Origin of the sequence: Gordonia marina (assembly GCF_052036135.1) — a bacterium.
Classification (GTDB): domain Bacteria; phylum Actinomycetota; class Actinomycetes; order Mycobacteriales; family Mycobacteriaceae; genus Gordonia.
Genome location: NZ_JBPSDN010000037.1, coordinates 1 through 22,415 on the forward strand (window position 1 = coordinate 1; position 22,415 = coordinate 22,415).

A 22,415-nucleotide genomic window follows, 5' to 3' on the forward strand; every position below is an offset into this window, starting at 1 on the left:
CGATTCATCGACGTCCACCACGTCCGGCGACATCACCCCCCGGATCATGCGTGAGACAGGGGCGCTCAGTCATACCGGACCTGGCGACCGCAGCTCCTCGGTGAAGAGCTACCTAGAAGGTAACGGGGAGGTCAGGGGTTGGGGTGGTGGGTGGCGGTGCGGAGTTGGACTAGCGCGAGAGCTGTCAGGGGAGTGGGCACGTCGAGCGCGGCGGCGCGGGCGACCAGATCGCCGAGGAGGTGTTCGCCCTCGGTCGGGTGCCCGTCCACCAGATCGCGATAGAGCGACGACGTGAAATCGGAGCCCTCCCGGGTCAGCGTCGCGAGGCTGCGCCGGTGCGCGTCGTCGTCGACGCGATACCCGGCGGCCGCGGCCACCGCCTCGGTCTCGGCGACGATGGTCTCGATGTGCGGGCGTCCGCCGGCCTCCACGATCGCACCGACCGGGCCGCGGAACAGGCAGCACACCGTGCCGGCCGCGGCGATGAACGTCCACTTGGCCCACTGAGCCCGAAGGATGTCGTCGCTGGTGACGAGATCGATTCCGGGGACGTCGAGCGCGGCGGCGACGCCCGGCTGGTCGGCGGGCACCGTGATCTCGGCCAGTTCGCCCAGTTGGCGCACGCCGCCCGAGGAGTCCAGAGTCGCGACGATCCGGGCGATCCCGCCGATCACGCGCCCAGGGAACGCGCGCTCCAGCCGGTCCATGTGGGCCATCCCGTTCAGGATCGGCAGCACGACGGTCGATGGCCCGACGGCCGGGCGCATGTCGTCGATGACCGCGCCGAGCGCGTTCGCCTTGACGGCGATGATCACCAGATCGAAGGTCTCGTCGAGCTCGTCGGCGGTGACCGTCCGGAGGCGGCGGACCTCGTCGATCCCGGGAGTGACGTAGTGCAGGCCGATCCGGAGTTGTGCGGCGCGGCCCGGCCGCACCAGAAAGGTCACGTCCCGGCCGGCCGCGAGAAGTCGTGCACCGAACGCGCCGCCGGTCGCCCCGGCCCCCACGATGAGAATCCGCATGACAGTCCAGTCTGCCCCGCTCGCCGGTGTGGCAGAGGGGGACGTCCGGGATCTATGTCGCGCCGGTGGGCATCAGCCCCGGACCATCTGGTTCACGGGACGAGGGGGAGGGGGCGGGCGGGGCAGGTCTTCGAGGTGCAGGGGGCCGGGGTTCCGGGCCAGCCGCCCTGCCGCAGGAGCGCGCCGATCTTGACCGCCGTCGCGCACGCGCTCGTGGTGGCCTGCGCGTAGCAGAGCCGGACCGTGCGGCGGCGCGCGCCGACCGCCGCGTCCAGGTCGCGCTCGAAGTCGCGGGTGCGGGCGACGGAGTCGTCGTGCCCGAGGCGGCCGTCGAGCTCGATGATCAGTCCCCATTCGGGGTAGTCGAGATCGCGGAAACCTGGGCGGCCGGTCCCGGTCGGAGCCTGCCGGACGGGTTCGGGCAGGCCGTGGGCGCGCTCGACCCCGGTGAGGTACGCGTGTTCCAGCACCGAGCAGGTGCCCTTCGCGACGTCTCCCAGCACCGACCGGAGGAAGGCGCGGCGCGGCAGAGTCGGCCTCGACTCGAGTGCGGCGAGCAGTTTGTCGGCCCGGGTGAGGCGCGACTGCACCGCGGCGGTGAGGTGCGCGATCGCCGTCGTCTCGTCCGTCGCCTCCGCGGCGAGTTCCAGGTAGGCGTGCTCGACGCGCAACCGGGGCGGCGCCGCGTCGAGGAGGGCCCGTGCACCGAGCTTGCCCCGGTAGTGCACGACCATGCCGTCGCGTGCAGGGAGGTGGCGGTGATCGGCGACGGCGAGATGGATCGGCGCATCGTCGCGCGCGGCGCCGATCGGTCCGCCCGCCGCGCGGATCGCGCACTCGTGACTGAGCGCCGACGGCGCGGTGGCCAGCGTCGCGGCCCACGCGCGCTGCACCCACGTCAGCGGTCCGTTGTGGGTCACGTACACGCCGTGGTGCCGGGCGGTCCACTCGCCGCGGCGCAACTTCCTGCGCAGGTACGACGACGGGACTCCGGCCGCCAGCAACTGCGCGCGGGTCGCGACGCCCTCCTGCCGGCCGAGCAGTTCGGCCAGCGCTGTCACATAGGCCGGCTCGTCCGTGGGCGTCGGATCCGGTGCGGGTTCCGTGGTGACCGTCATGCACCGAGCGTGACCGGGCGCATCGTCCGGCGTAACCCTTCACCTGCGGAATCTGTGGACAACCCCGAGACACGCCCCGCCCTGTGGACACCCGGTTGCGCGGCCGGCCACGACGTGCCGTTCCCGGTGGCGCACTGTGGCACGTGGGAAGGTCCGCCCACGGTGTCGCCTATCTGGTCCTCACCCACGGACCTCCCCGCCAGACTAGGGAGTCAGACCAGGGCGTCGTCGAGTGTGCGCCGTGACGGGTGGGAAGGTCCGTCGGTCGTGTCGCGTGTGTGGTCACCGGCCCCGGGGTTTCGACAGGCTCGATCGGCGAGCTGGACGAGCGGCGCGGAGTGGTCTCGACTGCGCGGGTCCTGCGCGGTCGAAGGACGATCGGCATGGGGCACCCGACCGTCGCGGGGGCCGATTTGGTATGACGGCCTCGGGTTTCCTACACTAGAGCGGTTGCCCGGGTGAAGTGTGCCCCCGGGAGCCACAACTTCATACCTTTTCCGGTCCCGGCGAAAAGCCAATGGAACCGGACAAGGTCACCGGGTGAGCGATCGCCCGGGATGAACCTTGCACAACTATCCACTTCGTGGAAGGCCCACCGGCAAGCGCCCCGAGGAATCGGGCACTTCTCGCTGTATGGGAACCGCTACGAGAAAGGTTGACGGTCAACCATGACCATGACTGACCCGATCGCAGACTTCCTGACGCGTCTGCGTAACGCCAATTCGGCGTACCACGACGAGGTGTCGCTGCCCTCGTCGAAGATCAAGGTGAACATCGCCGAGATCCTCAAGCGCGAGGGCTACATCACCGACTACAAGGTCGAGGATGCCGAAGTCGGCAAGAAGCTCACCGTGACCCTGAAGTACGGCCCGAGCCGCGAGCGCAGCATCGCCGGTCTCCGCCGTGTCTCCAAGCCGGGTCTGCGCGTGTACGCAAAGTCCACCAACCTGCCCAAGGTCCTGGGCGGCCTCGGCGTGGCCATCATCTCCACGTCGTCCGGTCTGCTCACCGATCGCCAGGCAGCCAACCAGGGCGTGGGCGGCGAAGTCCTCGCTTACGTCTGGTAGGAGCGAAACAGATGTCGCGTATTGGTAAGAACCCCATCGAAATCCCCGCCGGCGTCGAGGTGAACATCGACGGCCAGGACGTGAAGGTCAAGGGCCCCAAGGGCGAACTGAACCTCAGCGTCACCGAGCCGATCGCTGTCGCTGTCGAAGAGAACGCCATCGTGGTGACCCGGCCGAACGACGAGCGTCGCAACCGCGCGCTCCACGGCCTCAACCGCTCGCTGATCGCCAACCTCGTGGAGGGTGTGACCAAGGGTTACACCACCAAGATGGAGATCTTCGGTGTCGGTTACCGCGTCCAGGCCAAGGGCAAGGACCTCGAGTTCGCCCTCGGCTACAGCCACCCCGTGCCGATCGAGGCGCCGGAGGGCATCACCTTCGCGGTGGAGTCCCCGACCAAGTTCTCGGTCTCGGGTATCGACAAGCAGCAAGTCGGCCAGATCTCGGCGAACATCCGCCGCCTGCGTCGCCCGGACCCGTACAAGGGCAAGGGCATTCGCTACGAGGGTGAGCAGATCCGCCGCAAGGTCGGAAAGACGGGTAAGTAAGACATGAGTGAAGCAACCGTTCGCAAGCCCATCGGCAAGGACGTGTCGACCCGTCGCCGCACCGCGACCAACCGTCGTCACTTCCGCCTGCGCAAGAAGGTCAACGGCACCGCCGAGCGTCCGCGCCTGGCCGTCAAGCGCAGCAGCCGGCACATCCACGTCCAGGTGATCGACGACCTGACCGGCCACACCCTGGCCGCCGCCAGCTCGATCGAGGCCGACGTCCGCGCCGCCGGCGGCGACAAGTCCGCGCAGGCCGCCAAGGTCGGCGAGCTCGTCGCCCAGCGCGCCAAGGCCGCAGGCATTGACACCGTGGTCTTCGACCGCGGTGGCAAGGCCTACCACGGGCGCATCGCCGCCCTGGCCGATGCCGCCCGCGAGGGAGGCCTGGCGTTCTGATGATGAAGACCAACATGACGAAGACCAACGGAGGGGACCTCTGATGCCCGGACGTCAGCGTGACGGCGGAAACGGACCCGCCGGCGCCAACAACAGCAACGACAACCGCGGCGGCGGCGAGCGTCGCGGCCGCGGCGACCGCCGGGACAACCGCGGTGGCCGGGGTGAGCGCGAGGAGCGCAATCACCTCGAGCGCGTGGTGACCATCAACCGCGTGTCGAAGGTGGTCAAGGGTGGCCGCCGCTTCAGCTTCACCGCTCTCGTGGTGGTCGGCGACGGCCAGGGCATGGTCGGTGTCGGCTACGGCAAGGCCAAGGAAGTTCCGGCGGCGATCCAGAAGGGTGTCGAGGAGGCTCGCAAGAGCTTCTTCCGCGTCCCGATGATCGGCGGCACCGTGACCCACCCGGTTCAGGGTGAGGCCGCGGCCGGTGTGGTCATGCTGCGCCCGGCCAGCCCGGGTACCGGTGTGATCGCCGGTGGCGCCGTCCGCGCCGTGCTGGAGTGCGCCGGTGTGACCGACGTCCTCGCCAAGAGCCTGGGCTCGGACAACGCGATCAACGTCGTGCACGCCACCGTCGAGGCCCTCAAGTCGCTGCAGCAGCCCGAAGAGGTCGCTGCCCGGCGTGGTCTCCCCGTCGAAGACGTCGCCCCGGCCGGCATGCTGCGCGCTCGCGCCGCTGCCGCCGCCGCGGCGACCGAAGGAGCGTAAACCAATGGGACAGCTGAAGATCACCCAGATCAAGGGCACCGTCGGTACCAAGAAGAACCAGCGTGACAGCCTGCGCACCCTTGGCCTCAAGGGGATCCGCAAGACCGTCACCCGCGAGGACACGCCGATCAACCGCGGCCTGATCAACGTCGTGCGGCACCTCGTGACTGTCGAAGAGGTCAGCGAATGAGCACAATCAAGCTGCATCACCTTCGCCCCGCTCCGGGTGCGAAGACCGAGAAGACCCGCGTGGGTCGCGGTGAGGGCTCCAAGGGTAAGACCGCGGGTCGCGGCACCAAGGGCACCAAGGCACGCAAGAACGTGCCGGCCCGCTTCGAGGGCGGCCAGATGCCGATCCACATGCGGCTCCCGAAGCTCAAGGGCTTCAAGAACCGCAACCGGGTCGAGTACCAGGTCGTGAACGTGGGCGACATCGCCCGGCTGTTCCCGGAGGGTGGCACCATCGGTGTCGCCGAGCTCGTCGCCGCTGGCGCCGTGCGCAAGAACCGCCTGGTCAAGGTCCTCGGCAACGGCGAGCTGAACGTGAAGGTGGACATCACCGCCGACAAGTTCACCGGCTCGGCCACCGAGAAGATCACCGCCGCCGGCGGTACCTGCACCGAGCAGTAACCCGCTCGTGCACTGCCTCGCATGAGTCCCCGGTCAGGTGGACCGGTCCGCGAAATCCGTCAAACGGGTGAGCGGCCGGTGCACCTGACCGGTGGCGGTTGGGGCATCCGATAGAGTTTTGGTTCTGTGGGAGAGATCGTCTCCCACCGCGGTGCCGCCGACGGTGCGCACCACCCGAGTTTTCGTTGAGTAGACAGCCGAGCACCGCAGCCGGTCGCCAGATCGCGCGGTCGTAGGAGGAGTTAGTGCTTTCCAGCCTCATGGCGACCTTCCGGACGCCGGATCTGAGGAAGAAGATCTTCTTTGTCCTCGGCATCCTCGTGCTGTACCGCTTCGGAGCGACGCTGCCGTCCCCCGGTGTGAACTTCAAAGAAGTCAGCCGGTGTGTGGACGCGGCGAACTCCGGCGACCACGCGCAGATCTACTCGCTGATCAACATGTTCTCCGGCGGCGCGCTGTTGCAGCTGTCGGTCTTCGCGATCGGCATCATGCCGTACATCACCGCGTCGATCATCGTGCAGCTGCTGACCGTGGTGATCCCGCGCTTCGAGCAGTTGCGCAAGGAAGGCCAGTCCGGCCAGACCAAGATGACGCAGTACACGCGCTACCTGACCGTGGGTCTGGCGCTGCTGCAGTCGACCGGCATCGTCGCCCTCGCCGCGAACGGCGGCCTGCTGCAGAGCGTGCAGGGTGAGTGTGATTCCGACGCGATCATCCACGACCACAGCATCTTCGCGCTGACCATCATGGTGCTCGTGATGACCGCGGGCGCCTGCCTGGTCATGTGGTTCGGCGAGCTGATCACCGAGCGCGGCGTCGGCAACGGCATGTCGCTGCTGATCTTCGCCGGTATCGCCGCCCGCCTGCCCGCGGAGGGCCGCACCATCCTGCAGAGCCGCGGTGGCCTGATCTTCGGTCTGGTCTGCGTCGCGGCGTTCATCATCCTGCTGGCCGTCGTGTTCATCGAGCAGGGCCAGCGCCGCGTCCCCGTGCAGTACGCCAAGCGCATGGTGGGCCGCAAGATGTACGGCGGCTCGTCCACATACATCCCGATCAAGGTGAACACCGCGGGCGTCATCCCGGTGATCTTCGCGTCGTCGCTGCTGTACATCCCGCAGCTGGTGATCAGCCTGACCCAGAGCAGCGGCTCCACCGACGGTGCCGGCTGGAAGTCGTGGGTCCAGGACAACCTGGTCAACCCGGGCAGCTGGGTGCACATCCTCGTGTACTTCCTGCTGATCATCTTCTTCACCTACTTCTACGTGGCGGTGACCTTCAACCCGGAGGAGCGCGCCGACGACATGAAGCGCTACGGCGGCTTCATCCCGGGCATCCGGCCGGGCAAGCCGACCGCCGACTACCTGAGCTACGTGCTGAGCCGCATCACGCTGCCCGGTTCGCTGTACCTCGGCATCATCGCGATCCTGCCGAACCTGTTCCTGGAGATCGGCAACGGCGGCAGCGTGCAGAACATGCCGTTCGGCGGTACCGCGCTTCTGATCATGGTGGGCGTCGGCCTCGATACGCTTAAGCAGATCAACAGCCAGTTGATGCAACGCAAATACGAAGGGTTCCTCAAGTGAGACTCGTCATCGTCGGACCTCCCGGAGCAGGCAAGGGCACGCAGGCGGAACTGCTGTCGGAGTCGCTCGGTATCCCGCACATCTCCACCGGCGATCTGTTCCGCGCGAACATCAGCCAGGGCACGCCGATCGGTGTCGAGGCCAAGAAGTACCTGGACTCGGGCAACCTGGTTCCGCCGGAGATCACCATCAGCATGGTCCGCGACCGGCTCGGCGAGCCGGATGCCGCCAAGGGCTTCCTGCTCGACGGCTTCCCGCGCTCGGTGGAGCAGGCCGAGGCGCTGAGCGGCATCCTCACCGATCTCGGGGTGAGCCTGGACGGTGTGCTGTCGATCGTGGTCGACGAGGACGCCGTGGTCGACCGGATGCTGGCCCGCGGCCGCGCCGACGACACCGAAGACGTGATCCGCAACCGTATGCGCGTGTACGCCGACGAGACCGCTCCGCTGCTGGAGTTCTACGCCGACGACATCATCGAGATCGACGGCATGGGCGAGGTCGCCGACGTGCAGCAGCAGATCCTCACCAAGCTCGGGAAGGCCTGAGCCGGTCGATGGTGCGCTTTCGCAAGCGGAAGGTCGTGCCGTTCCGGTCGGCCGGAGAGCTTGATGCGATGGCGGCGGCCGGCGCGATCGTCGGCGCCGCCCTCGTCGCCTGCCGCGAAGCGGCCGCACCCGGCGTGAGCACCCTCGACCTCGACGAGATCGCCGAGACGGTGATCCGCGAGGCGGGGGCGGTTCCGTCGTTCAAGGGCTATCACGGTTTCCCGGGCTCCATCTGCAGCTCGGTGAACGACGTCGTGGTCCACGGCATCCCGAACAAGACCACCGTGCTCGCCGCCGGCGACCTGGTGTCCATCGACTGCGGTGCCATCCTGGACGGCTGGCACGGCGACTCGGCCTGGACCTTCGGCGTCGGGGACCTGTCCACGGACGACGCCGAGCTCAGCGAGGCCACCCGGCTCTCCCTGGAGGCCGGTATCGCCGCGATGCTGCCGGGTAACAAGGTGAACGACGTCTCGCGCGCCATCGAGGCCGGGACGCGCGCCGCGGAGAAGCGGTTCGGGCGGAGCTTCGGGATCGTCGACGGCTACGGCGGCCACGGCATCGGCCGCGAGATGCACATGGACCCGTTCCTCGCGAACGAGGACAGCCCGGGCCGCGGCAAAGAAGAACTCGTCGTCGGCTCCACCCTGGCCATCGAGCCGATGCTGACCCTGGGCGGGCCGGACACCTCCGTGCTCGACGACGACTGGACCGTCGTCACCGACGACGGCACGCGCGCCGCGCACTGGGAGCACACCGTCGCGGTGACCGCCGACGGCCCCCGCATCCTCACACTGCGGCCGTGACCTCGGCGGCCGGTTCCCGGACCGCCGGGCGATAGCAGGCCACCCCGCCGATGAGCACCGCGACGGCGACCAGCCAGTAGGCGTCACCGATCGGGTGCTGCCACCACGCCCAGGTCAGTTCCCGGTCGTGCCGATGCGGCAGCAGCCAGTGCGGACCGATCGCGAAGACGACGGTCACGACGGCCGTCGCCGGAACGGTGAACGCAGGCCGCACCCCGCGCACGATCGCGTCGAACGCGACGAGCAGCGCCGGGGCGATCCACACCCAGTGGTGCGACCACGACACCGGCGAACACAGCAGCACCGCGATCGCGTTGACCAGCATCGCCTCCACCGGGCGGCCGGCGCGCAGCAGTCGCGACATGAGCACGGCCGCGAGGACGACGGCGAGGATCGCGCCGAGCAGCCATGCCGCGGTGGGCGCGTGCGGGTCGATCCTGGTCAGCACCCCCTTCCACGACTGGTTCGAGGTGAAGTACGGCGCCCCGATCCGGTTGGTCTCACCGAGGGTGCCGCGCAGCCAGTACTGCACCGAGTCGTTCCACGCCAGCGCGAAGCCCAGAGCGGTCGCGGCGGCGGCGCTCACCACGGTGACGGCCGCGTCCCGCCACCGCTTCGACACCAGGAAATACAGCAGGAATGCTGCCGGGGTCAGCTTGACCGCCGCCGCGATCCCGATGAGCATGCCCCGCGGCCACCACGGCTTGGCGACCAGGATGTCCGCGGTGACGAGGAACATCAGCAGCAGATTGAGCTGCCCGAAGCCGAAGGTCTCCGAGACCGGTTCCAGTTGCAGGGCGCCCGCGGTGGCCAGCAGGGTCAGGGTCAGCGCGGTCGTCGGGGCCAGGCCGGGGCGGATCCGGGTCAGCACCAGCCAGAGGGTGCCGAACAGACTCGCCAGGGAGATCACGAACATCAGCGCTCGCGCGCCGCCGTCGGCCAGCATCGCCAGCGGCGCGAGCACCACCGCGGCCAGCGGGGGATAGGTGAACGGCAGGTAGATGCCCTGCACCGGGAAGGCGCGGCCGTAGAGGGCCTGGCCGTCGAGCCAGGCGCGGGCGCCGATCCGGTAGACGGCGAGGTCGATCTGGCCGTGCCCGAACCGCAGGGTCAGCCCGATCACGATCGACGCCGCGAGGACCGCCGCGGCCAGTGCCGGCGGTGCGTACCGGACGATGGGGGACGGTGCGGCGGGTGCGGTCACCCGGTCAGCGTATCGGTGCCCCGTCCACCGGCGACGTCCGCCGCCGACGTGACGACGCGGTCGTCGCGCGCGTACAGCACCAGCGAGTCGCCGCGGACGAACCCGGCTAGAGTGATACCCCGCTCGTCGGCGAGTTCGGCCGCCAGTGACGACGGTGCCGACACCGCCGAGAGGAACGGCACCCCGGCCATCGCGGCCTTGAGCACCAGCTCGAAACTGGCCCGGCCGGACACCTGCAGCACGGTCCCGGTCAGCGGCAGCCGGCCGCCCGCCAGCGCCCAGCCGAGGACCTTGTCGACGGCGTTGTGCCTGCCGACGTCCTCGCGCACCACCAGGAGCTCGCCGGTGGCGACGTCGAACAGCCCCGCGGCGTGCAGACCGCCGGTCTTGTCGAAGGCCGACTGTCTGCGCCGCAGACGGGACGGAAGATCGAGCAGGAAGTCGGCGGTGACGGTCGCGGTGTCGCCGGACGAGTCGTACCGCGAGGTGGCGGTGACCGCGTCCAGGCTGGTCTTGCCGCAGACCCCGCACGCGCTGGTGGTGGCGACCCGCCTGGCCAGCGCCACCGACGGCGGGGGAACGTGCGCGGCGAGCATCACGTCGAGCGCGTTGTAGGTACCGCGCGGGGTCCCGTCCGGTCCGTCGATAGTGCTGTTCGCGCACGGCCGCGCGGCGATCACGTCGTCGTGGCCGCCGATCACGCCCTCGGCGAGCAGGAAGCCGAGGGTCAGTTCGGCGTCGTGCCCGGGGGTGCGCATGGTGACCGACAGCGCGGTGCCGCCCACCCGGATCTCCAGCGGTTCCTCGACGGCCAGGAGATCCGCGCGAACGTCGGGGGCACCGCCGCGCTGGACTCGAGTCACCCGCCGCCGAGCGGTAATTCTGCCCATCACCCACGACGCTACCGGCCGCGAGTCCGCGGCGACCACCGATCGGGTCCCCCGATCGGTGGAAAGCCGCGGTCGGGGCAGGGGGGGCCGGGCTCGCGGCACTAGGGTGAGGCACGAGTCCCGGTACGGGACGACGGCGAAGGACGGACGACGATGGCGTATCCCGGACACGACCCGCGGTCGGGCCGGCCGACATCGGCGCCCGGCCCCCGCCCGCCCACGACGCCGTACCCGCCATCGGGGCCGTACCCACCGGCGGCGCCGCGCCTCACCGGGCCACCGCCGACGGCGACCGGGCGCCCGGCGGGACCGGCCGCACCGCGGACCGTGACCGCGCCACCGCACCCGCCGACGCCGCACCCGCCGACGCCTCACCCGCCGACGCCTCGCTCGCCGCCGCCCTACCCACCGACGGCCCCCGGCCGGGGCGCCCCGGTGCCGCCGCACCCCTATCCGGGGCCGCCGCCGCGCTACCCCCGGCCGGCGTCCGGCCCGGCCGGTGCCGCGCCGCCCGGCTGGGACTCGCTCGGCCCCGCCGGGCCGGGACTGCGGCCCGCCGGGCCGCCGCCGCAAGGGCGCGGCGGCCTCGTCGCGATCGTGGTGGCCGTCGTCGTGGTACTGGTGCTGGGTATCGGCGGCGTCGTCGGCTGGAACCTGCTGAGCGGGTCGTCGAACGGGGTCTTCGGCGGCGCGGACACGCCCTCCGGATCGGGTGACGCGTCGGATCGCAGTGCCATCAGTGCGCAGTTGCACGGGTATGTGAACGACCTGAAGCGCGGTGACTGGCACGGCGCCGCCGGGCGCATCTGCGTGGGCACGCCCACCCGCGCGCTGATCGAGGGGATGGCCGGGTTCATGCAGGGCAACGCGGTCGACGACGCGTCGTTCGGCATCGTGATCGACGAGATCAACGTGCACGGCAGCACCGCGGACCTGACCGCCCGCTACACCAGCGCGGGTGAGACCACGGCGCCGCTGCCCGGGCAGGCCAGCAAGGACGGCGGGAGCTGGTGTCTGGTGGCCTGAGCCGTGCTCTCAGACGTCGAGGATCAGGGTGACCGGGCCGTCGTTCGTCAGCGCGACCTTCATGTCGGCGCCGAAGCGGCCGGTCGCCACGGTCGCGCCCAGCCGGCGCAGTTCCTCGGTCACCGCGTCGACGAGGGGTTCGGCGACCGGGCCCGGCGCGGCGGCGTTCCACGACGGACGGCGCCCCTTCGCGGTGTCGGCGTACAGCGTGAACTGACTGATCACCAGGATCGGGGCCCCGGCGTCCGCCGCGGAACGTTCCGGGGTGCCGGGGAAGATCCGCAGGCCCCAGATCTTGCCGGCCAGCTTCGCGGCGTCGGCGCGCGTGTCGTCGTGCGTGACGCCGATCAGCGCGACCAGCCCGAGCCGGTCGCCCGGCAGGTCGAGCGCGCCGACCACCTCGCCGTCGACTGTGACCGACGCGGCACCGACCCGCTGCAGGACCGCCCGCATCAGGTGTAGAGGTTCTCGGCGCGGTCTGGGATCAGCATCGCGGTCAGCCAGCTGACGATGGAGATCACCAGCGCGCCGAAGATCGCCGCCCAGAAGAAGCTGTGCACCTCCAGGCCCCAGTGGGTGATGTTGTTGGTGATCCACGCCGTCAGTTCCAGCATCAGGGCGTTGATGGCGATGTGCACCAGGCCGAGGGTGAGGATGTACAGCGGGATCGACAGGATCTGCACGATCGGCTTGATGAAGGCGTTCACCAGGCCGAAGATCACCGCGATCAACAGCACCACGCCGAACTTGGCCCACCAGGAGGTGAGCGAACCGAAGTCGAAGGCCAGACCGGGAACCAGGGACACCGCGGCCCAGAGTGCGAACGCGGTCAGCAGTGTCCGGATGAGGAAGGCGCGCATGGCAACCAGTCTGTCAAACCGTCCGCCGCCGGGGGAGTGGTCGGCGCGGTTTGGACGACGACGCCCGATCCGCGTAACATAGAACCTCGGTGCGTCGTGCGCTCCCGCATGCCTGCGACCCGCCACCCGCGAGGGTGGACGGAGGACAGGATCGGATCAACGCCGATGTGCCGACCGTAGCGGAAAACCAAGGATTCAACCGGGAGACGCGCGTCGTCGCCCAGAATCGCGGAGGACATGGCTAAGAAAGACGGAGCCATTGAGGTCGAGGGTCGCGTCGTCGAGCCCCTGCCCAATGCGATGTTTCGCATTGAGCTGGAGAACGGCCACAAGGTACTCGCCCACATCAGCGGCAAGATGCGGCAGCACTACATCCGCATCCTGCCGGAGGATCGCGTCGTCGTGGAGCTCTCGCCCTACGACCTCAGCCGAGGCCGCATCGTCTACCGCTACAAGTAGGCCACCGGGGCCGCAGGCGTCCCGGGAGTGAATAAGGAGAAGCTGACGTGAAGGTCAAGCCGAGCGTCAAGCCGATCTGCGAGAAGTGCAAGGTGATCCGCCGTAACGGCCGGGTCATGGTGATCTGCGAAAACCTGCGTCACAAGCAGCGTCAGGGCTGATCGCCGCCCTTCTTCGGGTCGCTTGAAGAAACAACTGAATAACGGGAAGTGATGAACTCCCAGCACCAGCGGGCACAGACGCGTGCCCGCCTGCCCCCGGACAGAGGCCGGGGCCCGTCGCAGAGGCGGGACGGACTGGGAGCAGACCTCTGAAACCGAAGGAAACGCCACATGGCACGTGTTGCCGGTGTTGATCTCCCCCGCGAGAAGCGGCTGGAGATCGCACTCACCTACATCTACGGAGTGGGTCGTACCACCTCCAAGGAAATCCTCGACGCCACCGGGCTGAACCCCGACATGCGCGCCAAGGACCTCACGGACGCTGACGTCAGCAAGCTCCGCGAGTACATCGAAGCCTCGGTGAAGGTCGAGGGTGACCTGCGCCGCGAGGTGCAGGCCGACATCCGTCGCAAGATCGAGATCGGCTGCTACCAGGGTCTGCGTCACCGTCGTGGCCTGCCCGTTCACGGTCAGCGCACCAAGACCAATGCCCGCACTCGTAAGGGCCCGAAGAAGACCATCGCCGGGAAGAAGAAGTAATGCCGCCCAAGTCACGCAGTGCCGGCCCCAAGAAGGGCACTCGCCGGCGCGATAAGAAGAACGTCCCGCACGGCCACGCGCACATCAAGTCGACGTTCAACAACACCATCGTCTCGATCACCGACCCCGAGGGCAACGTGATCAGCTGGGCCTCCTCCGGCCACGTGGGCTTCAAGGGCTCGCGTAAGAGCACCCCGTTCGCCGCGCAGCTCGCTGCCGAGAACGCCGCTCGCAAGGCGCAGGAGAACGGCGTCAAGAAGGTCGACGTGTTCGTCAAGGGCCCGGGCTCGGGCCGCGAGACCGCCATCCGTTCGCTGCAGGCAGCCGGCCTCGAGGTCGGCACCATCTCCGACGTGACCCCCCAGCCGCACAACGGCTGCCGTCCGCCCAAGCGGCGCCGGGTCTAGCGGGAGAGGGAGAGAGAAGAAAACATGGCTCGTTATACCGGCCCCGCAACCAAGAAGTCCCGTCGTCTCCGTGTCGATCTGATCGGTGGAGACCAGGCGTACGAGCGTCGCCCGTACCCGCCCGGCCAGCACGGCCGCGCGCGGATCAAGGAGACCGAGTACCTGCTCCAGCTGCAGGAGAAGCAGAAGGCCCGCTTCACCTACGGCGTCATGGAGAAGCAGTTCCGTCGTTACTACGAGGAGGCCAACCGCCGCTCGGGTAAGACCGGCGACGAGCTGCTGAAGATCCTGGAGACCCGTCTCGACAACGTCGTCTACCGGGCCGGCCTGGCCCGGACCCGTCGTCAGGCCCGCCAGCTGGTGAGCCACGGCCACTTCACCGTCAACGGTGTCCCGGTCGACGTCCCCAGCTACCGCGTCAGCCAGTACGACATCATCGACGTCAAGCCGAAGTCGCTGAACACGCTGCCGTTCCAGGTCGCCAAGGAGACCCTGGGCGATCGCCCGGTTCCGGCCTGGCTGCAGGTGGTTCCGTCGACCCTGCGCATTCTGGTGCACAACGTGCCCGAGCGCGCGCAGATCGACGTTCCGCTCACCGAGCAGCTCATCGTCGAGTTCTACTCGAAGTAATCGCTCGCACGGGGGCTCCGCCCCCGTGGACCCCCGGAACGACCCGCGTCCTCACGTTGGTCGGTCGGGCGGGTTCGCAGCGAGACACTTCAGCGCAGCAAGCTCAACTCAAGTCCCTCGAACGTCGTCATATAGCGGACGGCAAAGGAGAAATCACTCACCCATGCTCATTTCACAGCGACCCACTCTGTCCGAAGAGGTCATCGCCGAGAACCGCTCCAAGTTCGTCATCGAGCCCCTGGAGCCGGGCTTCGGCTACACCCTCGGCAACTCGCTGCGGCGCACGCTGCTGTCGTCCATCCCGGGCGCGGCGGTCACCAGCATCCGCATCGACGGTGTGCTTCACGAGTTCACGACGGTTCCGGGCGTGAAGGAGGATGTCACCGACATCATCCTGAACCTCAAGGGCCTCGTGGTCAGCTCGGAAGAGGACGAGCCGGTCACCATGTACGTGCGCAAGCAGGGTCCGGGTGCCGTCACCGGCGCCGACATCGTGCCGCCGGCCGGTGTCGAGGTGCACAACCCGGATCTGCACATCGCCACCCTGAACGACAAGGGCAAGCTCGAGATCGAGCTCGTCGTCGAGCGGGGCCGCGGCTACGTGCCCGCCGTGCAGAACAAGGCCACCGGCGCCGAGATCGGCCGTATCCCGGTCGACTCGATCTACTCGCCGGTCCTCAAGGTGACCTACAAGGTCGAGGCCACCCGCGTCGAGCAGCGCACCGACTTCGATCGTCTGGTGCTCGACGTGGAGACCAAGAACTCCATCACCGCGCGGGACGCCCTGGCGTCGGCCGGTAAGACCCTGGTCGAGCTCTTCGGCCTGGCTCGGGAGCTCAACGTCGAGGCCGAGGGCATCGAGATCGGACCCTCGCCCGCCGAGGCCGATCACATCGCCGCGTTCAGCCTGCCGATCGAGGATCTGGAGCTGACCGTCCGTTCGTACAACTGCCTCAAGCGCGAAGGTGTCCACACCGTCGGCGAGCTGGTTGCCCGGACCGAGTCGGATCTGCTCGACATCCGCAACTTCGGACAGAAGTCGATCGACGAGGTCAAGGTCAAGCTGCACGGCCTCGGTCTGTCCCTCAAGGACAGCCCGGCCAGCTTCGACCCGTCGCAGGTCGCCGGTTACGACCCGGCCACCGGCACGTGGAGCGATGAGGTGTCGTACAGCGATGACGCTGGTGAGGACTTCGCCGAGACCGAGCAGCTGTAGCAAGACCAATCATGACTGCCGGTCTGCGATCGGCGACCTCCTAGGAGAAACCAATGCCCAAGCCCACTAAGGGTGCCCGCCTCGGCGGGTCGGCCAGCCACCAGAAGGCGATTCTCGCCAATCTGGCCACGGCGCTCTTCGAGCACGGCCGCATCACCACCACCGAGGCCAAGGCCAAGCGCCTGCGCCCGTACGCCGAGAAGATCATCACCCACGCGAAGGGCGGCTCGCTGGCCAACCGTCGCGAGGTGATGAAGGACATCCGCAACAAGGACATCGTCCACAAGCTGTTCGAGGAGATCGGTCCGTTCTTCTCCGACCGCAACGGCGGCTACACCCGTATCGTCAAGGTCGAGAACCGCAAGGGCGACAACGCCCCGATGGCCGTGATCGCTCTGGTCACCGAGACCACCGCGTCGAACGAGGCCGCGCGCGCCACCCGCGCCGCCGCCTCCAAGAAGAAGGCCGCCGAGGCCGAGGCTCCGGCCGAGAACCCGGTCGCCGAGGTGATCGACGAGGCCAGCGAGGCCGAGGTCGAGAACGCGGAAGCCGTGTCGGAAGGTGCCGACGAGAATCAGGCCGCGGCCACCGCGGACGAGGCTCTCGCCGAGGGTGCCGACGTCGACGGTTCGAACGAAGAGAAGTGATCTGCCGCTAGGCTGAGATCGCTGAACTGATTCAGCCCGCCGAGTCCTTCGGGGTTCGGCGGGCTGAGTCGTATGCGGGCCCCGGACGCGACAGCCGGGCCGGCGACGCGACAGCGGTTCGTGGAAGCGACACGCGCAAGTGTCGCGTTCTCGCCGGGTGTCGCGGATACCGGGCGACTGTCGCGGAGACGAGCGGAGTGCAGGGAGGCGAGTGATGGCGGAGACGAGCGATCCCGGGGTCCGGCTGCGGCTGCTGATCGGGTACGACGGCACCGAGTTCTCCGGGTGGGCCACCCAGCCGGGGCGCCGCACCGTGTGCGAGACCCTGGAGACCACGCTGGCCACGGTGCTCCGGGTGCCGGTCCGGTTGACCGTCGCCGGCCGCACCGACGCCGGGGTGCACGCGACCGGGCAGGTCGCGCACTGCGACGTCCCGGTGTCATCGCTCGACACCCGGTCCATCGACGGCGACCCCTCCCGCCTGGTACGGCGACTCGCCAAACTGCTGCCCGACGACGTGCGGGTCAAGACGATCGACGCTGTGCCCGCCGAGTTCGACGCCCGCTTCTCCGCGCTGGCCCGCCGCTACGAATACCGGATGTCCGACGCGCCCTGGGGCGCCGAACCGCTGTCGGCCCGGCGGACCGCCGACTGGACGCGTCCGCTCGACCTCGACCTGATGAACGACGCCGCGGCGCGCCTGCTCGGCCTGCACGACTTCGCCGCCTTCTGCCGGTTCCGCGAGGGCTCGACGACGATCCGGGACCTCCAGGAGTTCTCCTGGTTGCGAGACGACGACGGGGTGCTGGTCGGGCGCGTGAAGGCCGACGCCTTCTGCTGGTCGATGGTCCGCTCGCTGGTCGGTGCGGTCGCCTCGGTAGGCGACGGCCGCCGCTCCGCCGACTGGTGCGCCGCACTCCTCACCGAGCGCTCCCGGAGCGCGCAGGTGCCGGTGGCCCAGGCCCGCGGGCTGTCGTTGTCCCGGGTCTACTACCCGCCGCGCGACGAGTGGGCCGCCCGGAACGCCCTGACCCGCGATGTCCGCAAGTCGTCGGACGTGGGTGGCTGCTGCGGCGGCTGATCCGTACTTTTGAACGGGCGTTTCGACACGGTTCGTCGCTGCGCTCCTCACCGGCTCAACGGGCTAAACAGCCCGCCCCGCCGATCGAGGCGCTAGCCGAGATCGTGTCGAAACGCCGCGATGTGTGGAGGTCGTCGGACGTGGCCGGCTGCTGCGGCGGCTGATCCGTGTTTTCAACGGGCGTTTCGACACGGCTCGCCGCTACGCTCCTCACCGGCTCAACGGGCGGTCGAGTCACAGCCCGCCCCGCCGATCGAGGCGTTAGCCGAGATCGTGTCGAAACGTACCTCTGGCGGGGGAGGGGCGTTTCGACACGGTTTGTCGCTGCGCTCCTCACCGGCTCAACGGGCTAAACAGCCCGCCCCGCCGGTCACGCCGCCAGGCGCAGACCGTGTCGAAACGACCCCCAGGACCGCACTATCGCCGATACCCGTGGGTCAGCTCGGTCAGCAGCTCGGCGACCAGCGGATTCGGGGTGGCATCGGTGCGCAGGACGGCCGAGACCGGCAGGGTGAACTCCAGGCCGCGGCGGCAGACCAGCCCGGGCACCAGCGGGTCCTCGTAGAGCAGCGTCCAGCTGTCCGGGTGGTTCACCAGCTCGAAGGCGACGGGATGGCCCGGCCGGATGTCCGGGCCGAAGGTCGGCGTCACGCCCGCTCTGGTGAAGACCCGCTCCACCAGCGTCCGGAGCAGCACCTGCTGCTCCGGCGGCGGCAGGAGCAGCGGGTAGCCGGCGAGTTCGGCGGGCGTCGGGCTGCGGCCGAGACCGGCCAGGGGATGCCGGGACCCGAAGGTCACCACCGGCTGATCCACCCACAGCGGATCCAGGTACAGCCCGTCGCGTTCCACGGCGCCGCGGACCAGAGCGAGGTCCGCCTCGCCGGCGGCCACCGCGTCGATCCGCTGCGTGAACGATTTGAGGAGGAAGTCGATCTCGGCCTCCGGGTGCCGCTCGCGCACCGCCGAGACCGCGCTGAGCACCGCCCGCGCGAACGACATGTTCGCGGCGATCCGCACCCGATCGCGCCGGGGAGCGACGGCCGCCGCGGCGTCGTCGCGCAGCCGCAGCAGCTCGCGGGCGCGGGGGAGCAGGGTCTCGCCGGCCTCGGTGAGCGTGACGGTCCGCCCGGACCGCTCGAAGAGGTCGACGCCGAGCTCGCGTTCCAGCGCGGCGATCTGATGGCTCACCGCCGACTGCGAGACGAAGCATGCCCGTGCGGCGCGGGAGAATCCGCCGTGGCCCGCCACGGCCGCCAAGTACTCCAGTTGCCGGAACTCCATGACCTCATTATATGAACAAAACAGATGGGTGCCATGTCGAACGGGCAGTTCATTGCGGTTGAGTACGGGATCGACGATCGACAAGAGTGGTGACATCGCCCGATTGACTCAAGGAGGATTCATGCGGAGCACCGACGTCGTCGTGATCGGTTCGGGATTCGGTGGCCTCGCCGCCGCCAAGCAGCTCGCCAAGTCGAAGGTGCCGACGGTGCTGATCTCGGCCACCGAGGAGCACCTGTTCCAGCCGCTGCTGTACCAGGTCGCGACGGGGGTGCTGCCGGCCGCGGAGATCGCGCCGCCGATCGCCGGTGTGCTGGAGTCCAAGGAGTCGGTCGAGGTGATCAAGGGCTACGTCACGGCCGTCGACGCCGATGCGAAGACGGTCACCTATCGCACCGACGACGGTGACGAGCAGATCGCCTACGAGTACCTGATCGTCGCGGCCGGCGCCTCGCAGGGCTACTTCGGGCACGACGAATGGGCGCAGCGCACGTTCTCGCTGAAGACCCTGGACGACGCCGTCACCTTGCGCGCGCATCTGCTGGAGCGCTTCGCGGCGCCCGCCGCCGACGAGGCCGCGCACACCTTCGTCGTGGTCGGCGGCGGCGCGACCGGCGTCGAACTGGCCGGCCAGATCCGGGAACTGCACAACCGGCACTTCACCGACGTGCCGGCGGAGGTGTACCTCGTCGAGGGGGCGGGCGAGTTGCTGCCCGTCTACGGCGGAAAGCTGTCGGCGTTCACCCGCCGCACGCTGGAGGACGCCGGAGTGCAGGTGCTCACCGATACCTTCGTCACCGGTATCGACGACGGCGAGGTGACCGTCCGCGGCGGCGACGGCGCCGAGCGGCGGATCGCCACCGAGACCGTCGTCTGGTCGGCCGGTGTGCAGGCGACGCCGCTCGCCGGGATCGTCGCCGCGGCCACCAAATGCGACACCGACCGCGCAGGCAGGCTGCTGATCAACCCCGACCTGACGGTCGGCGCGCGGGCCGACGTGTTCGCGATCGGCGACATGACCAGCCTCAAGGGCTACCCGGGCCAGAGCCCGGTCGCCATGCAGGAGGGCAGGCACGCCGCGGACTTGATCCGCCGGCGCAAGCCCTTCGGGTCGGAGTTCCGCTACCTGGACAAGGGCAGCATGGCCGTCGTGAACCGGCACAACGCCGTGGTCGACGCGCCGTTCGGCGTCCGGCTCACCGGTCTGCTCGGCTGGTTCACCTGGCTCGGCGTGCACCTGTTCTATCTGGTCGGCTTCCGGAACCGGTTCGGCGCGGTCGCGTCGTGGGCGCGGGCGTTCGGCGGTCGGGCACGGCCGGGTTTCGCCGAGGTGGAGGCGCGGGACACCGCCGACGATCGCCGGCCGGCCGGCGATGCCACCGGCGAGACGCGGGAACTGCAGGACGCGTCGGTCTGACGCGTCAGAGCGACAGCGACTGCGCGTACGACACTCGCGAGGAGATGTCGGGCAGGACCGCCGGCGAGTACGCCGGGATGTTGCAGACGTGCTGCACCCCGTTCGCGCCGGCCACGATCACCTGCACGTAGCCGGTGGTCTTGTCCTCCTTCATCAGCAGGAAGAGCAGGCTGAGCGCGCAGATCAGCACGGCGCCGACGATCGCCAGGATGAGGCCGGTCTGCGACGTGGTCTGGGTGGTCTGGGTGTAGTTCACGACGTTCCAGCGCGCGCCCTTCAGGGCGAAGGTGCCGGACGGAGTGATCACGTGGCTCCGGGTGACGACGATGTCGCCGATCGTGACCAGCGGGGGTTCCAGGGGCCCGCCGGGCGGCGGCGCGCCGTAGGGTGGCCCGGCCGGCGGACCCGGGATGATCGGCTGGAACGGATCCCGCGGTGGTGGGCCGTAGGGCTGGCTCACGACTGTAGTTTCCGGCCCTGCACGTCGGTGACGTTGCCGGTGAACATCATGATCGCGTCGACGAACGCCCAGACCCAGACGCCGATCAGCATCGGGAAGGCGATGATCAGTGGCACGAACAGAAACATGCCGATGAAGAGGAAGAACCAGCCGCCGAGGGTCAGGCACAGCTGGGCGGCGCCGAACCCGTTGTAGCCGAGGTAGAAGCGGCCGGCGCCGAAGCCGCCGAGGAAGAACTGAAGGAGACCGGCGGTCATCTTCGACTTGTCCGACATCGCCATGCCGGTATACGGATCGACGCCGCCGTAGCCGGCCATGCCGTACGGGGTGGTGCCGTAGGGCGCTGCCGGGTAGCCCGGTGCGGTGCCGTACGGGTAGCCGGGCGCACCACCGTAGGGCGCGACGGGCGGAACCGGCTGGGCGACCGGGTAGGGCTGCTGGGCCGGGTACTGGGGTGCGCCATACGGCTGCACCGCCTGAGCGGGGGCGGCCGGAGCGCCGTACACCGCGCCGTAGGGGTTCGCCGGGGTGCCGGGCTGCTGCGGGCCGTTCGGGTAAGTCACCGGCCGATTCTCCCACAGCGGCCCCGGTGTGGTCCGATCAGCTGACGCTGCGTTCCTCTTCCAGGGCGACGAACACGTCCTCCAGGAGGGCGTCATCGCCCACCATCTCGTCGAGGCGCTGCCCGTCGACCATCATCCGGCGCCAGTTCAGCGGGTCGAACTCGTTCGGCTCGGTCCGCGCGAGGAAGCCGCGGAGCAGGGTCACGAAGCGATCGGGGTCGTCCCGGAACGGGAAGTGCCCGGCGCCGGCGAAGATCTCCACCTCGGCGTGCGGGATCACCGCGCCGGCCAGGTGCGCGTGGTGCACGGGGATCACCGTGTCCTTGTCGCCCCACACGACCAGCAGGGGCAGCGGTTCGGTGAGGTAGGCGCGGTCGAGCATGGTGATGGTCTGTCCGCGCCAGTCGACCACCGCGCGCAGCGTCCGGATGAACGCGGACTGGGCGCGGGCGTCGCTCAGGTCGCCGATGATGCGCAGCAGGTCGCGGTGGTCGGTGATCACGTTGCGCGGGGCCAGCCGCTCCGGGATCGATCCGGCCTCGTCGGCGCGGTCCAGGGCGCGTGCGGTGCCGCGCAGCAGCGGGAGGACACCGGGCAGGCCGAGGGCGCGCATCGCGGTGGGCATGCCGGGCACCGACGCCAGGCGCAGCACCGGGTTGACGTCGTGCGTGACGCCGCCGGCCGCCACCAGCACCAGCCGCTGCACGAAGCGCGGGAACTGGTAACAGAACTGCATCGCGACGCCGCCGCCGAGCGAATGCCCCACGACGGTGACCTTCGTGATGCCGAGGACCACCAGCAGGTCGCGCATGCCGTTGGCGAACGCGGCCACCGAGTAGTCGGCCTTCGGCTTCTCCGAGAGACCGTGTCCGAGGAGATCGGGCGCGATCACGGTGTGGTCGCGGGCCAGCTCGCCGATCACTTCTTCCCAGGTCGACGAGTTGTCGCCGATGCCGTGGATGAGCAGGATCGCCGGGCCCTCGCCCGCGATCCGGTAGGCGCGGCGGTGTCCGTGGATCGTGTGGTACTCGATCCGGACCGGCGGCACGCCCTTGCCGCGTGTGGCGTCGGACTCAGCCATGGTGGGCTCCCAACAGTCGGTAACCCGACGCGTTTGCCGGGTCTTCGCCTGTTATTCAACCCCGG

29 protein-coding genes are annotated in these 22,415 nt (G+C 69.2%); 19 read left to right on the forward strand and 10 right to left on the reverse strand.

What is annotated here, in order from left to right:
• Positions 1–131: 131 nt before the first annotated feature.
• A complete protein-coding gene (locus tag ACSEEN_RS17950) occupies positions 132–1,022 on the reverse strand; it encodes a 2-dehydropantoate 2-reductase (protein ID WP_440713931.1) in 891 nt (296 codons plus the stop codon).
• A 92-nt stretch (positions 1,023–1,114) separates the two neighbouring features.
• Positions 1,115–2,140 carry a type IV toxin-antitoxin system AbiEi family antitoxin domain-containing protein gene (locus ACSEEN_RS17955; RefSeq protein WP_440713932.1) on the reverse strand — a complete coding sequence of 342 codons (1,026 nt, stop codon included), beginning with the start codon at positions 2,138–2,140 and terminating at the stop codon, positions 1,115–1,117.
• A gap of 668 nt (positions 2,141–2,808) precedes the next feature.
• Here ACSEEN_RS17955 and rpsH point away from each other — a divergent pair.
• From rpsH to map, 9 genes are all read left to right on the forward strand, one after another.
• On the forward strand, positions 2,809–3,207 hold the full coding sequence (gene rpsH / locus ACSEEN_RS17960; RefSeq protein ID WP_247864918.1) for a 30S ribosomal protein S8: 399 nt from the start codon (positions 2,809–2,811) through the stop codon (positions 3,205–3,207).
• Between the two features lie 11 nt (positions 3,208–3,218).
• Positions 3,219–3,755, forward strand: coding sequence for a 50S ribosomal protein L6 (gene rplF, locus ACSEEN_RS17965; RefSeq protein WP_247864917.1), 537 nt, complete (start codon positions 3,219–3,221; stop codon positions 3,753–3,755).
• A gap of 3 nt (positions 3,756–3,758) precedes the next feature.
• Entirely contained in the window at positions 3,759–4,154 is a 396-nt protein-coding gene (gene rplR, locus ACSEEN_RS17970) for a 50S ribosomal protein L18 (protein WP_247864916.1), read from the forward strand.
• Positions 4,155–4,197: 43 nt separating this feature from the next.
• Positions 4,198–4,863 carry a 30S ribosomal protein S5 gene (gene rpsE / locus ACSEEN_RS17975; protein ID WP_247864915.1) on the forward strand — a complete coding sequence of 222 codons (666 nt, stop codon included), beginning with the start codon at positions 4,198–4,200 and terminating at the stop codon, positions 4,861–4,863.
• A 4-nt stretch (positions 4,864–4,867) separates the two neighbouring features.
• Entirely contained in the window at positions 4,868–5,053 is a 186-nt protein-coding gene (rpmD, locus tag ACSEEN_RS17980; protein ID WP_247864914.1) for a 50S ribosomal protein L30, read from the forward strand.
• Complete coding sequence (gene rplO / locus ACSEEN_RS17985; protein ID WP_247864913.1) at positions 5,050–5,493, forward strand: 50S ribosomal protein L15; 444 nt, start codon at positions 5,050–5,052, stop codon at positions 5,491–5,493. Before rpmD ends, rplO begins: the two co-directional genes overlap by 4 nt.
• A gap of 245 nt (positions 5,494–5,738) precedes the next feature.
• The gene (secY, locus tag ACSEEN_RS17990; protein WP_298445616.1) at positions 5,739–7,076 is read left to right on the forward strand and encodes a preprotein translocase subunit SecY; all 1,338 of its coding nucleotides are present in this window, start codon (positions 5,739–5,741) and stop codon (positions 7,074–7,076) included.
• Complete coding sequence (locus ACSEEN_RS17995) at positions 7,073–7,621, forward strand: adenylate kinase (RefSeq protein WP_440713933.1); 549 nt, start codon at positions 7,073–7,075, stop codon at positions 7,619–7,621. Before secY ends, ACSEEN_RS17995 begins: the two co-directional genes overlap by 4 nt.
• 11 nt (positions 7,622–7,632) lie before the next feature.
• Positions 7,633–8,427, forward strand: coding sequence for a type I methionyl aminopeptidase (gene map, locus ACSEEN_RS18000; protein WP_298445624.1), 795 nt, complete (start codon positions 7,633–7,635; stop codon positions 8,425–8,427).
• On the opposite strand, the gene ACSEEN_RS18005 is transcribed toward map, so the two are convergent.
• Together ACSEEN_RS18005 and fdhD are read right to left on the reverse strand one after the other, a co-directional pair.
• Positions 8,411–9,631 carry a glycosyltransferase 87 family protein gene (locus ACSEEN_RS18005; protein WP_440713934.1) on the reverse strand — a complete coding sequence of 407 codons (1,221 nt, stop codon included), beginning with the start codon at positions 9,629–9,631 and terminating at the stop codon, positions 8,411–8,413. The genes map and ACSEEN_RS18005 overlap by 17 nt on opposite strands.
• The gene (gene fdhD, locus ACSEEN_RS18010) at positions 9,628–10,521 is read right to left on the reverse strand and encodes a formate dehydrogenase accessory sulfurtransferase FdhD (protein WP_440713935.1); all 894 of its coding nucleotides are present in this window, start codon (positions 10,519–10,521) and stop codon (positions 9,628–9,630) included. The genes ACSEEN_RS18005 and fdhD overlap by 4 nt, the downstream gene beginning before the upstream one ends.
• A gap of 435 nt (positions 10,522–10,956) precedes the next feature.
• Here fdhD and ACSEEN_RS18015 point away from each other — a divergent pair, with 435 nt between their 5' ends.
• Entirely contained in the window at positions 10,957–11,547 is a 591-nt protein-coding gene (locus tag ACSEEN_RS18015) for a hypothetical protein (protein ID WP_440713936.1), read from the forward strand.
• Positions 11,548–11,556: 9 nt separating this feature from the next.
• On the opposite strand, the gene dtd is transcribed toward ACSEEN_RS18015, so the two are convergent.
• Together dtd and ACSEEN_RS18025 are read right to left on the reverse strand one after the other, a co-directional pair.
• Positions 11,557–12,000: a D-aminoacyl-tRNA deacylase gene (gene dtd / locus ACSEEN_RS18020; RefSeq protein ID WP_298441952.1), complete on the reverse strand. Its 444-nt coding sequence runs from the start codon at positions 11,998–12,000 to the stop codon at positions 11,557–11,559.
• Entirely contained in the window at positions 12,000–12,407 is a 408-nt protein-coding gene (locus ACSEEN_RS18025) for a phage holin family protein (RefSeq protein ID WP_247864907.1), read from the reverse strand. The genes dtd and ACSEEN_RS18025 overlap by 1 nt, the downstream gene beginning before the upstream one ends.
• A 237-nt stretch (positions 12,408–12,644) precedes the next feature.
• Between ACSEEN_RS18025 and infA the strand changes: the two genes are divergently transcribed.
• The 8 genes from infA (at position 12,645) to truA (ending at position 17,548) form a co-directional block, all read left to right on the forward strand.
• Positions 12,645–12,866 carry a translation initiation factor IF-1 gene (gene infA / locus ACSEEN_RS18030; protein WP_003418601.1) on the forward strand — a complete coding sequence of 74 codons (222 nt, stop codon included), beginning with the start codon at positions 12,645–12,647 and terminating at the stop codon, positions 12,864–12,866.
• Positions 12,867–12,913: 47 nt separating this feature from the next.
• Positions 12,914–13,027, forward strand: coding sequence for a 50S ribosomal protein L36 (gene rpmJ, locus ACSEEN_RS18035; protein ID WP_026917227.1), 114 nt, complete (start codon positions 12,914–12,916; stop codon positions 13,025–13,027).
• A gap of 171 nt (positions 13,028–13,198) precedes the next feature.
• Positions 13,199–13,567: a 30S ribosomal protein S13 gene (gene rpsM / locus ACSEEN_RS18040; RefSeq protein ID WP_247864906.1), complete on the forward strand. Its 369-nt coding sequence runs from the start codon at positions 13,199–13,201 to the stop codon at positions 13,565–13,567.
• On the forward strand, positions 13,567–13,974 hold the full coding sequence (rpsK, locus tag ACSEEN_RS18045) for a 30S ribosomal protein S11 (RefSeq protein WP_105943190.1): 408 nt from the start codon (positions 13,567–13,569) through the stop codon (positions 13,972–13,974). The genes rpsM and rpsK overlap by 1 nt, the downstream gene beginning before the upstream one ends.
• 24 nt (positions 13,975–13,998) lie before the next feature.
• Positions 13,999–14,604 (forward strand): 30S ribosomal protein S4, encoded by a 606-nt coding sequence (gene rpsD / locus ACSEEN_RS18050; RefSeq protein ID WP_247864905.1) that lies wholly within the window; start codon positions 13,999–14,001, stop codon positions 14,602–14,604.
• 163 nt (positions 14,605–14,767) lie between these two features.
• Positions 14,768–15,820 carry a DNA-directed RNA polymerase subunit alpha gene (locus tag ACSEEN_RS18055; RefSeq protein ID WP_247864904.1) on the forward strand — a complete coding sequence of 351 codons (1,053 nt, stop codon included), beginning with the start codon at positions 14,768–14,770 and terminating at the stop codon, positions 15,818–15,820.
• A 53-nt stretch (positions 15,821–15,873) separates the two neighbouring features.
• On the forward strand, positions 15,874–16,467 hold the full coding sequence (gene rplQ / locus ACSEEN_RS18060; protein ID WP_371307060.1) for a 50S ribosomal protein L17: 594 nt from the start codon (positions 15,874–15,876) through the stop codon (positions 16,465–16,467).
• Between the two features lie 214 nt (positions 16,468–16,681).
• Complete coding sequence (truA, locus tag ACSEEN_RS18065) at positions 16,682–17,548, forward strand: tRNA pseudouridine(38-40) synthase TruA (RefSeq protein ID WP_440713937.1); 867 nt, start codon at positions 16,682–16,684, stop codon at positions 17,546–17,548.
• 417 nt (positions 17,549–17,965) lie between these two features.
• Here truA and ACSEEN_RS18070 read toward each other — a convergent pair whose 3' ends face one another.
• Positions 17,966–18,829, reverse strand: coding sequence for a LysR family transcriptional regulator (locus ACSEEN_RS18070; RefSeq protein WP_440713938.1), 864 nt, complete (start codon positions 18,827–18,829; stop codon positions 17,966–17,968).
• Between the two features lie 121 nt (positions 18,830–18,950).
• On the opposite strand from ACSEEN_RS18070, the gene ACSEEN_RS18075 reads away from it, so the two are divergent.
• Positions 18,951–20,246, forward strand: a complete 1,296-nt coding sequence (locus tag ACSEEN_RS18075; RefSeq protein WP_440713939.1) for an NAD(P)/FAD-dependent oxidoreductase — start codon at positions 18,951–18,953, stop codon at positions 20,244–20,246.
• A gap of 4 nt (positions 20,247–20,250) precedes the next feature.
• Here the strand turns inward: ACSEEN_RS18075 and ACSEEN_RS18080 are convergent, their stop codons facing one another.
• From ACSEEN_RS18080 to ACSEEN_RS18090, 3 genes are read right to left on the reverse strand one after another with little or no spacing between them, the layout of a single operon-like run.
• Complete coding sequence (locus ACSEEN_RS18080; RefSeq protein WP_298441977.1) at positions 20,251–20,706, reverse strand: hypothetical protein; 456 nt, start codon at positions 20,704–20,706, stop codon at positions 20,251–20,253.
• A complete protein-coding gene (locus ACSEEN_RS18085) occupies positions 20,703–21,269 on the reverse strand; it encodes a TM2 domain-containing protein (protein WP_247864898.1) in 567 nt (188 codons plus the stop codon). The genes ACSEEN_RS18080 and ACSEEN_RS18085 overlap by 4 nt, the downstream gene beginning before the upstream one ends.
• Before the next feature lie 37 nt (positions 21,270–21,306).
• Entirely contained in the window at positions 21,307–22,350 is a 1,044-nt protein-coding gene (locus ACSEEN_RS18090; RefSeq protein ID WP_247864897.1) for an alpha/beta fold hydrolase, read from the reverse strand.
• Positions 22,351–22,415 lie beyond the last annotated feature (65 nt).

Bases quoted from the DNA above. Each gene is read 5' to 3' on its own strand.
- ACSEEN_RS17950 (WP_440713931.1), bottom strand. From the start codon at position 1,022: ATGCGGATTCTCATCGTGGGGGCCGGGGCGACCGGCGGCGCGTTCGGT.
- ACSEEN_RS17955 (WP_440713932.1), bottom strand. From the start codon at position 2,140: ATGACGGTCACCACGGAACCCGCACCGGATCCGACGCCCACGGACGAG.
- rpsH (WP_247864918.1), top strand. From the start codon at position 2,809: ATGACCATGACTGACCCGATCGCAGACTTCCTGACGCGTCTGCGTAAC.
- rplF (WP_247864917.1), top strand. From the start codon at position 3,219: ATGTCGCGTATTGGTAAGAACCCCATCGAAATCCCCGCCGGCGTCGAG.
- rplR (WP_247864916.1), top strand. From the start codon at position 3,759: ATGAGTGAAGCAACCGTTCGCAAGCCCATCGGCAAGGACGTGTCGACC.
- rpsE (WP_247864915.1), top strand. From the start codon at position 4,198: ATGCCCGGACGTCAGCGTGACGGCGGAAACGGACCCGCCGGCGCCAAC.
- rpmD (WP_247864914.1), top strand. From the start codon at position 4,868: ATGGGACAGCTGAAGATCACCCAGATCAAGGGCACCGTCGGTACCAAG.
- rplO (WP_247864913.1), top strand. From the start codon at position 5,050: ATGAGCACAATCAAGCTGCATCACCTTCGCCCCGCTCCGGGTGCGAAG.
- fdhD (WP_440713935.1), bottom strand. From the start codon at position 10,521: ATGGGCAGAATTACCGCTCGGCGGCGGGTGACTCGAGTCCAGCGCGGC.
- dtd (WP_298441952.1), bottom strand. From the start codon at position 12,000: ATGCGGGCGGTCCTGCAGCGGGTCGGTGCCGCGTCGGTCACAGTCGAC.
- ACSEEN_RS18025 (WP_247864907.1), bottom strand. From the start codon at position 12,407: ATGCGCGCCTTCCTCATCCGGACACTGCTGACCGCGTTCGCACTCTGG.
- infA (WP_003418601.1), top strand. From the start codon at position 12,645: ATGGCTAAGAAAGACGGAGCCATTGAGGTCGAGGGTCGCGTCGTCGAG.
- rpsM (WP_247864906.1), top strand. From the start codon at position 13,199: ATGGCACGTGTTGCCGGTGTTGATCTCCCCCGCGAGAAGCGGCTGGAG.
- rpsK (WP_105943190.1), top strand. From the start codon at position 13,567: ATGCCGCCCAAGTCACGCAGTGCCGGCCCCAAGAAGGGCACTCGCCGG.
- rpsD (WP_247864905.1), top strand. From the start codon at position 13,999: ATGGCTCGTTATACCGGCCCCGCAACCAAGAAGTCCCGTCGTCTCCGT.
- ACSEEN_RS18055 (WP_247864904.1), top strand. From the start codon at position 14,768: ATGCTCATTTCACAGCGACCCACTCTGTCCGAAGAGGTCATCGCCGAG.
- rplQ (WP_371307060.1), top strand. From the start codon at position 15,874: ATGCCCAAGCCCACTAAGGGTGCCCGCCTCGGCGGGTCGGCCAGCCAC.
- truA (WP_440713937.1), top strand. From the start codon at position 16,682: ATGGCGGAGACGAGCGATCCCGGGGTCCGGCTGCGGCTGCTGATCGGG.
- ACSEEN_RS18070 (WP_440713938.1), bottom strand. From the start codon at position 18,829: ATGGAGTTCCGGCAACTGGAGTACTTGGCGGCCGTGGCGGGCCACGGC.
- ACSEEN_RS18075 (WP_440713939.1), top strand. From the start codon at position 18,951: ATGCGGAGCACCGACGTCGTCGTGATCGGTTCGGGATTCGGTGGCCTC.
- ACSEEN_RS18090 (WP_247864897.1), bottom strand. From the start codon at position 22,350: ATGGCTGAGTCCGACGCCACACGCGGCAAGGGCGTGCCGCCGGTCCGG.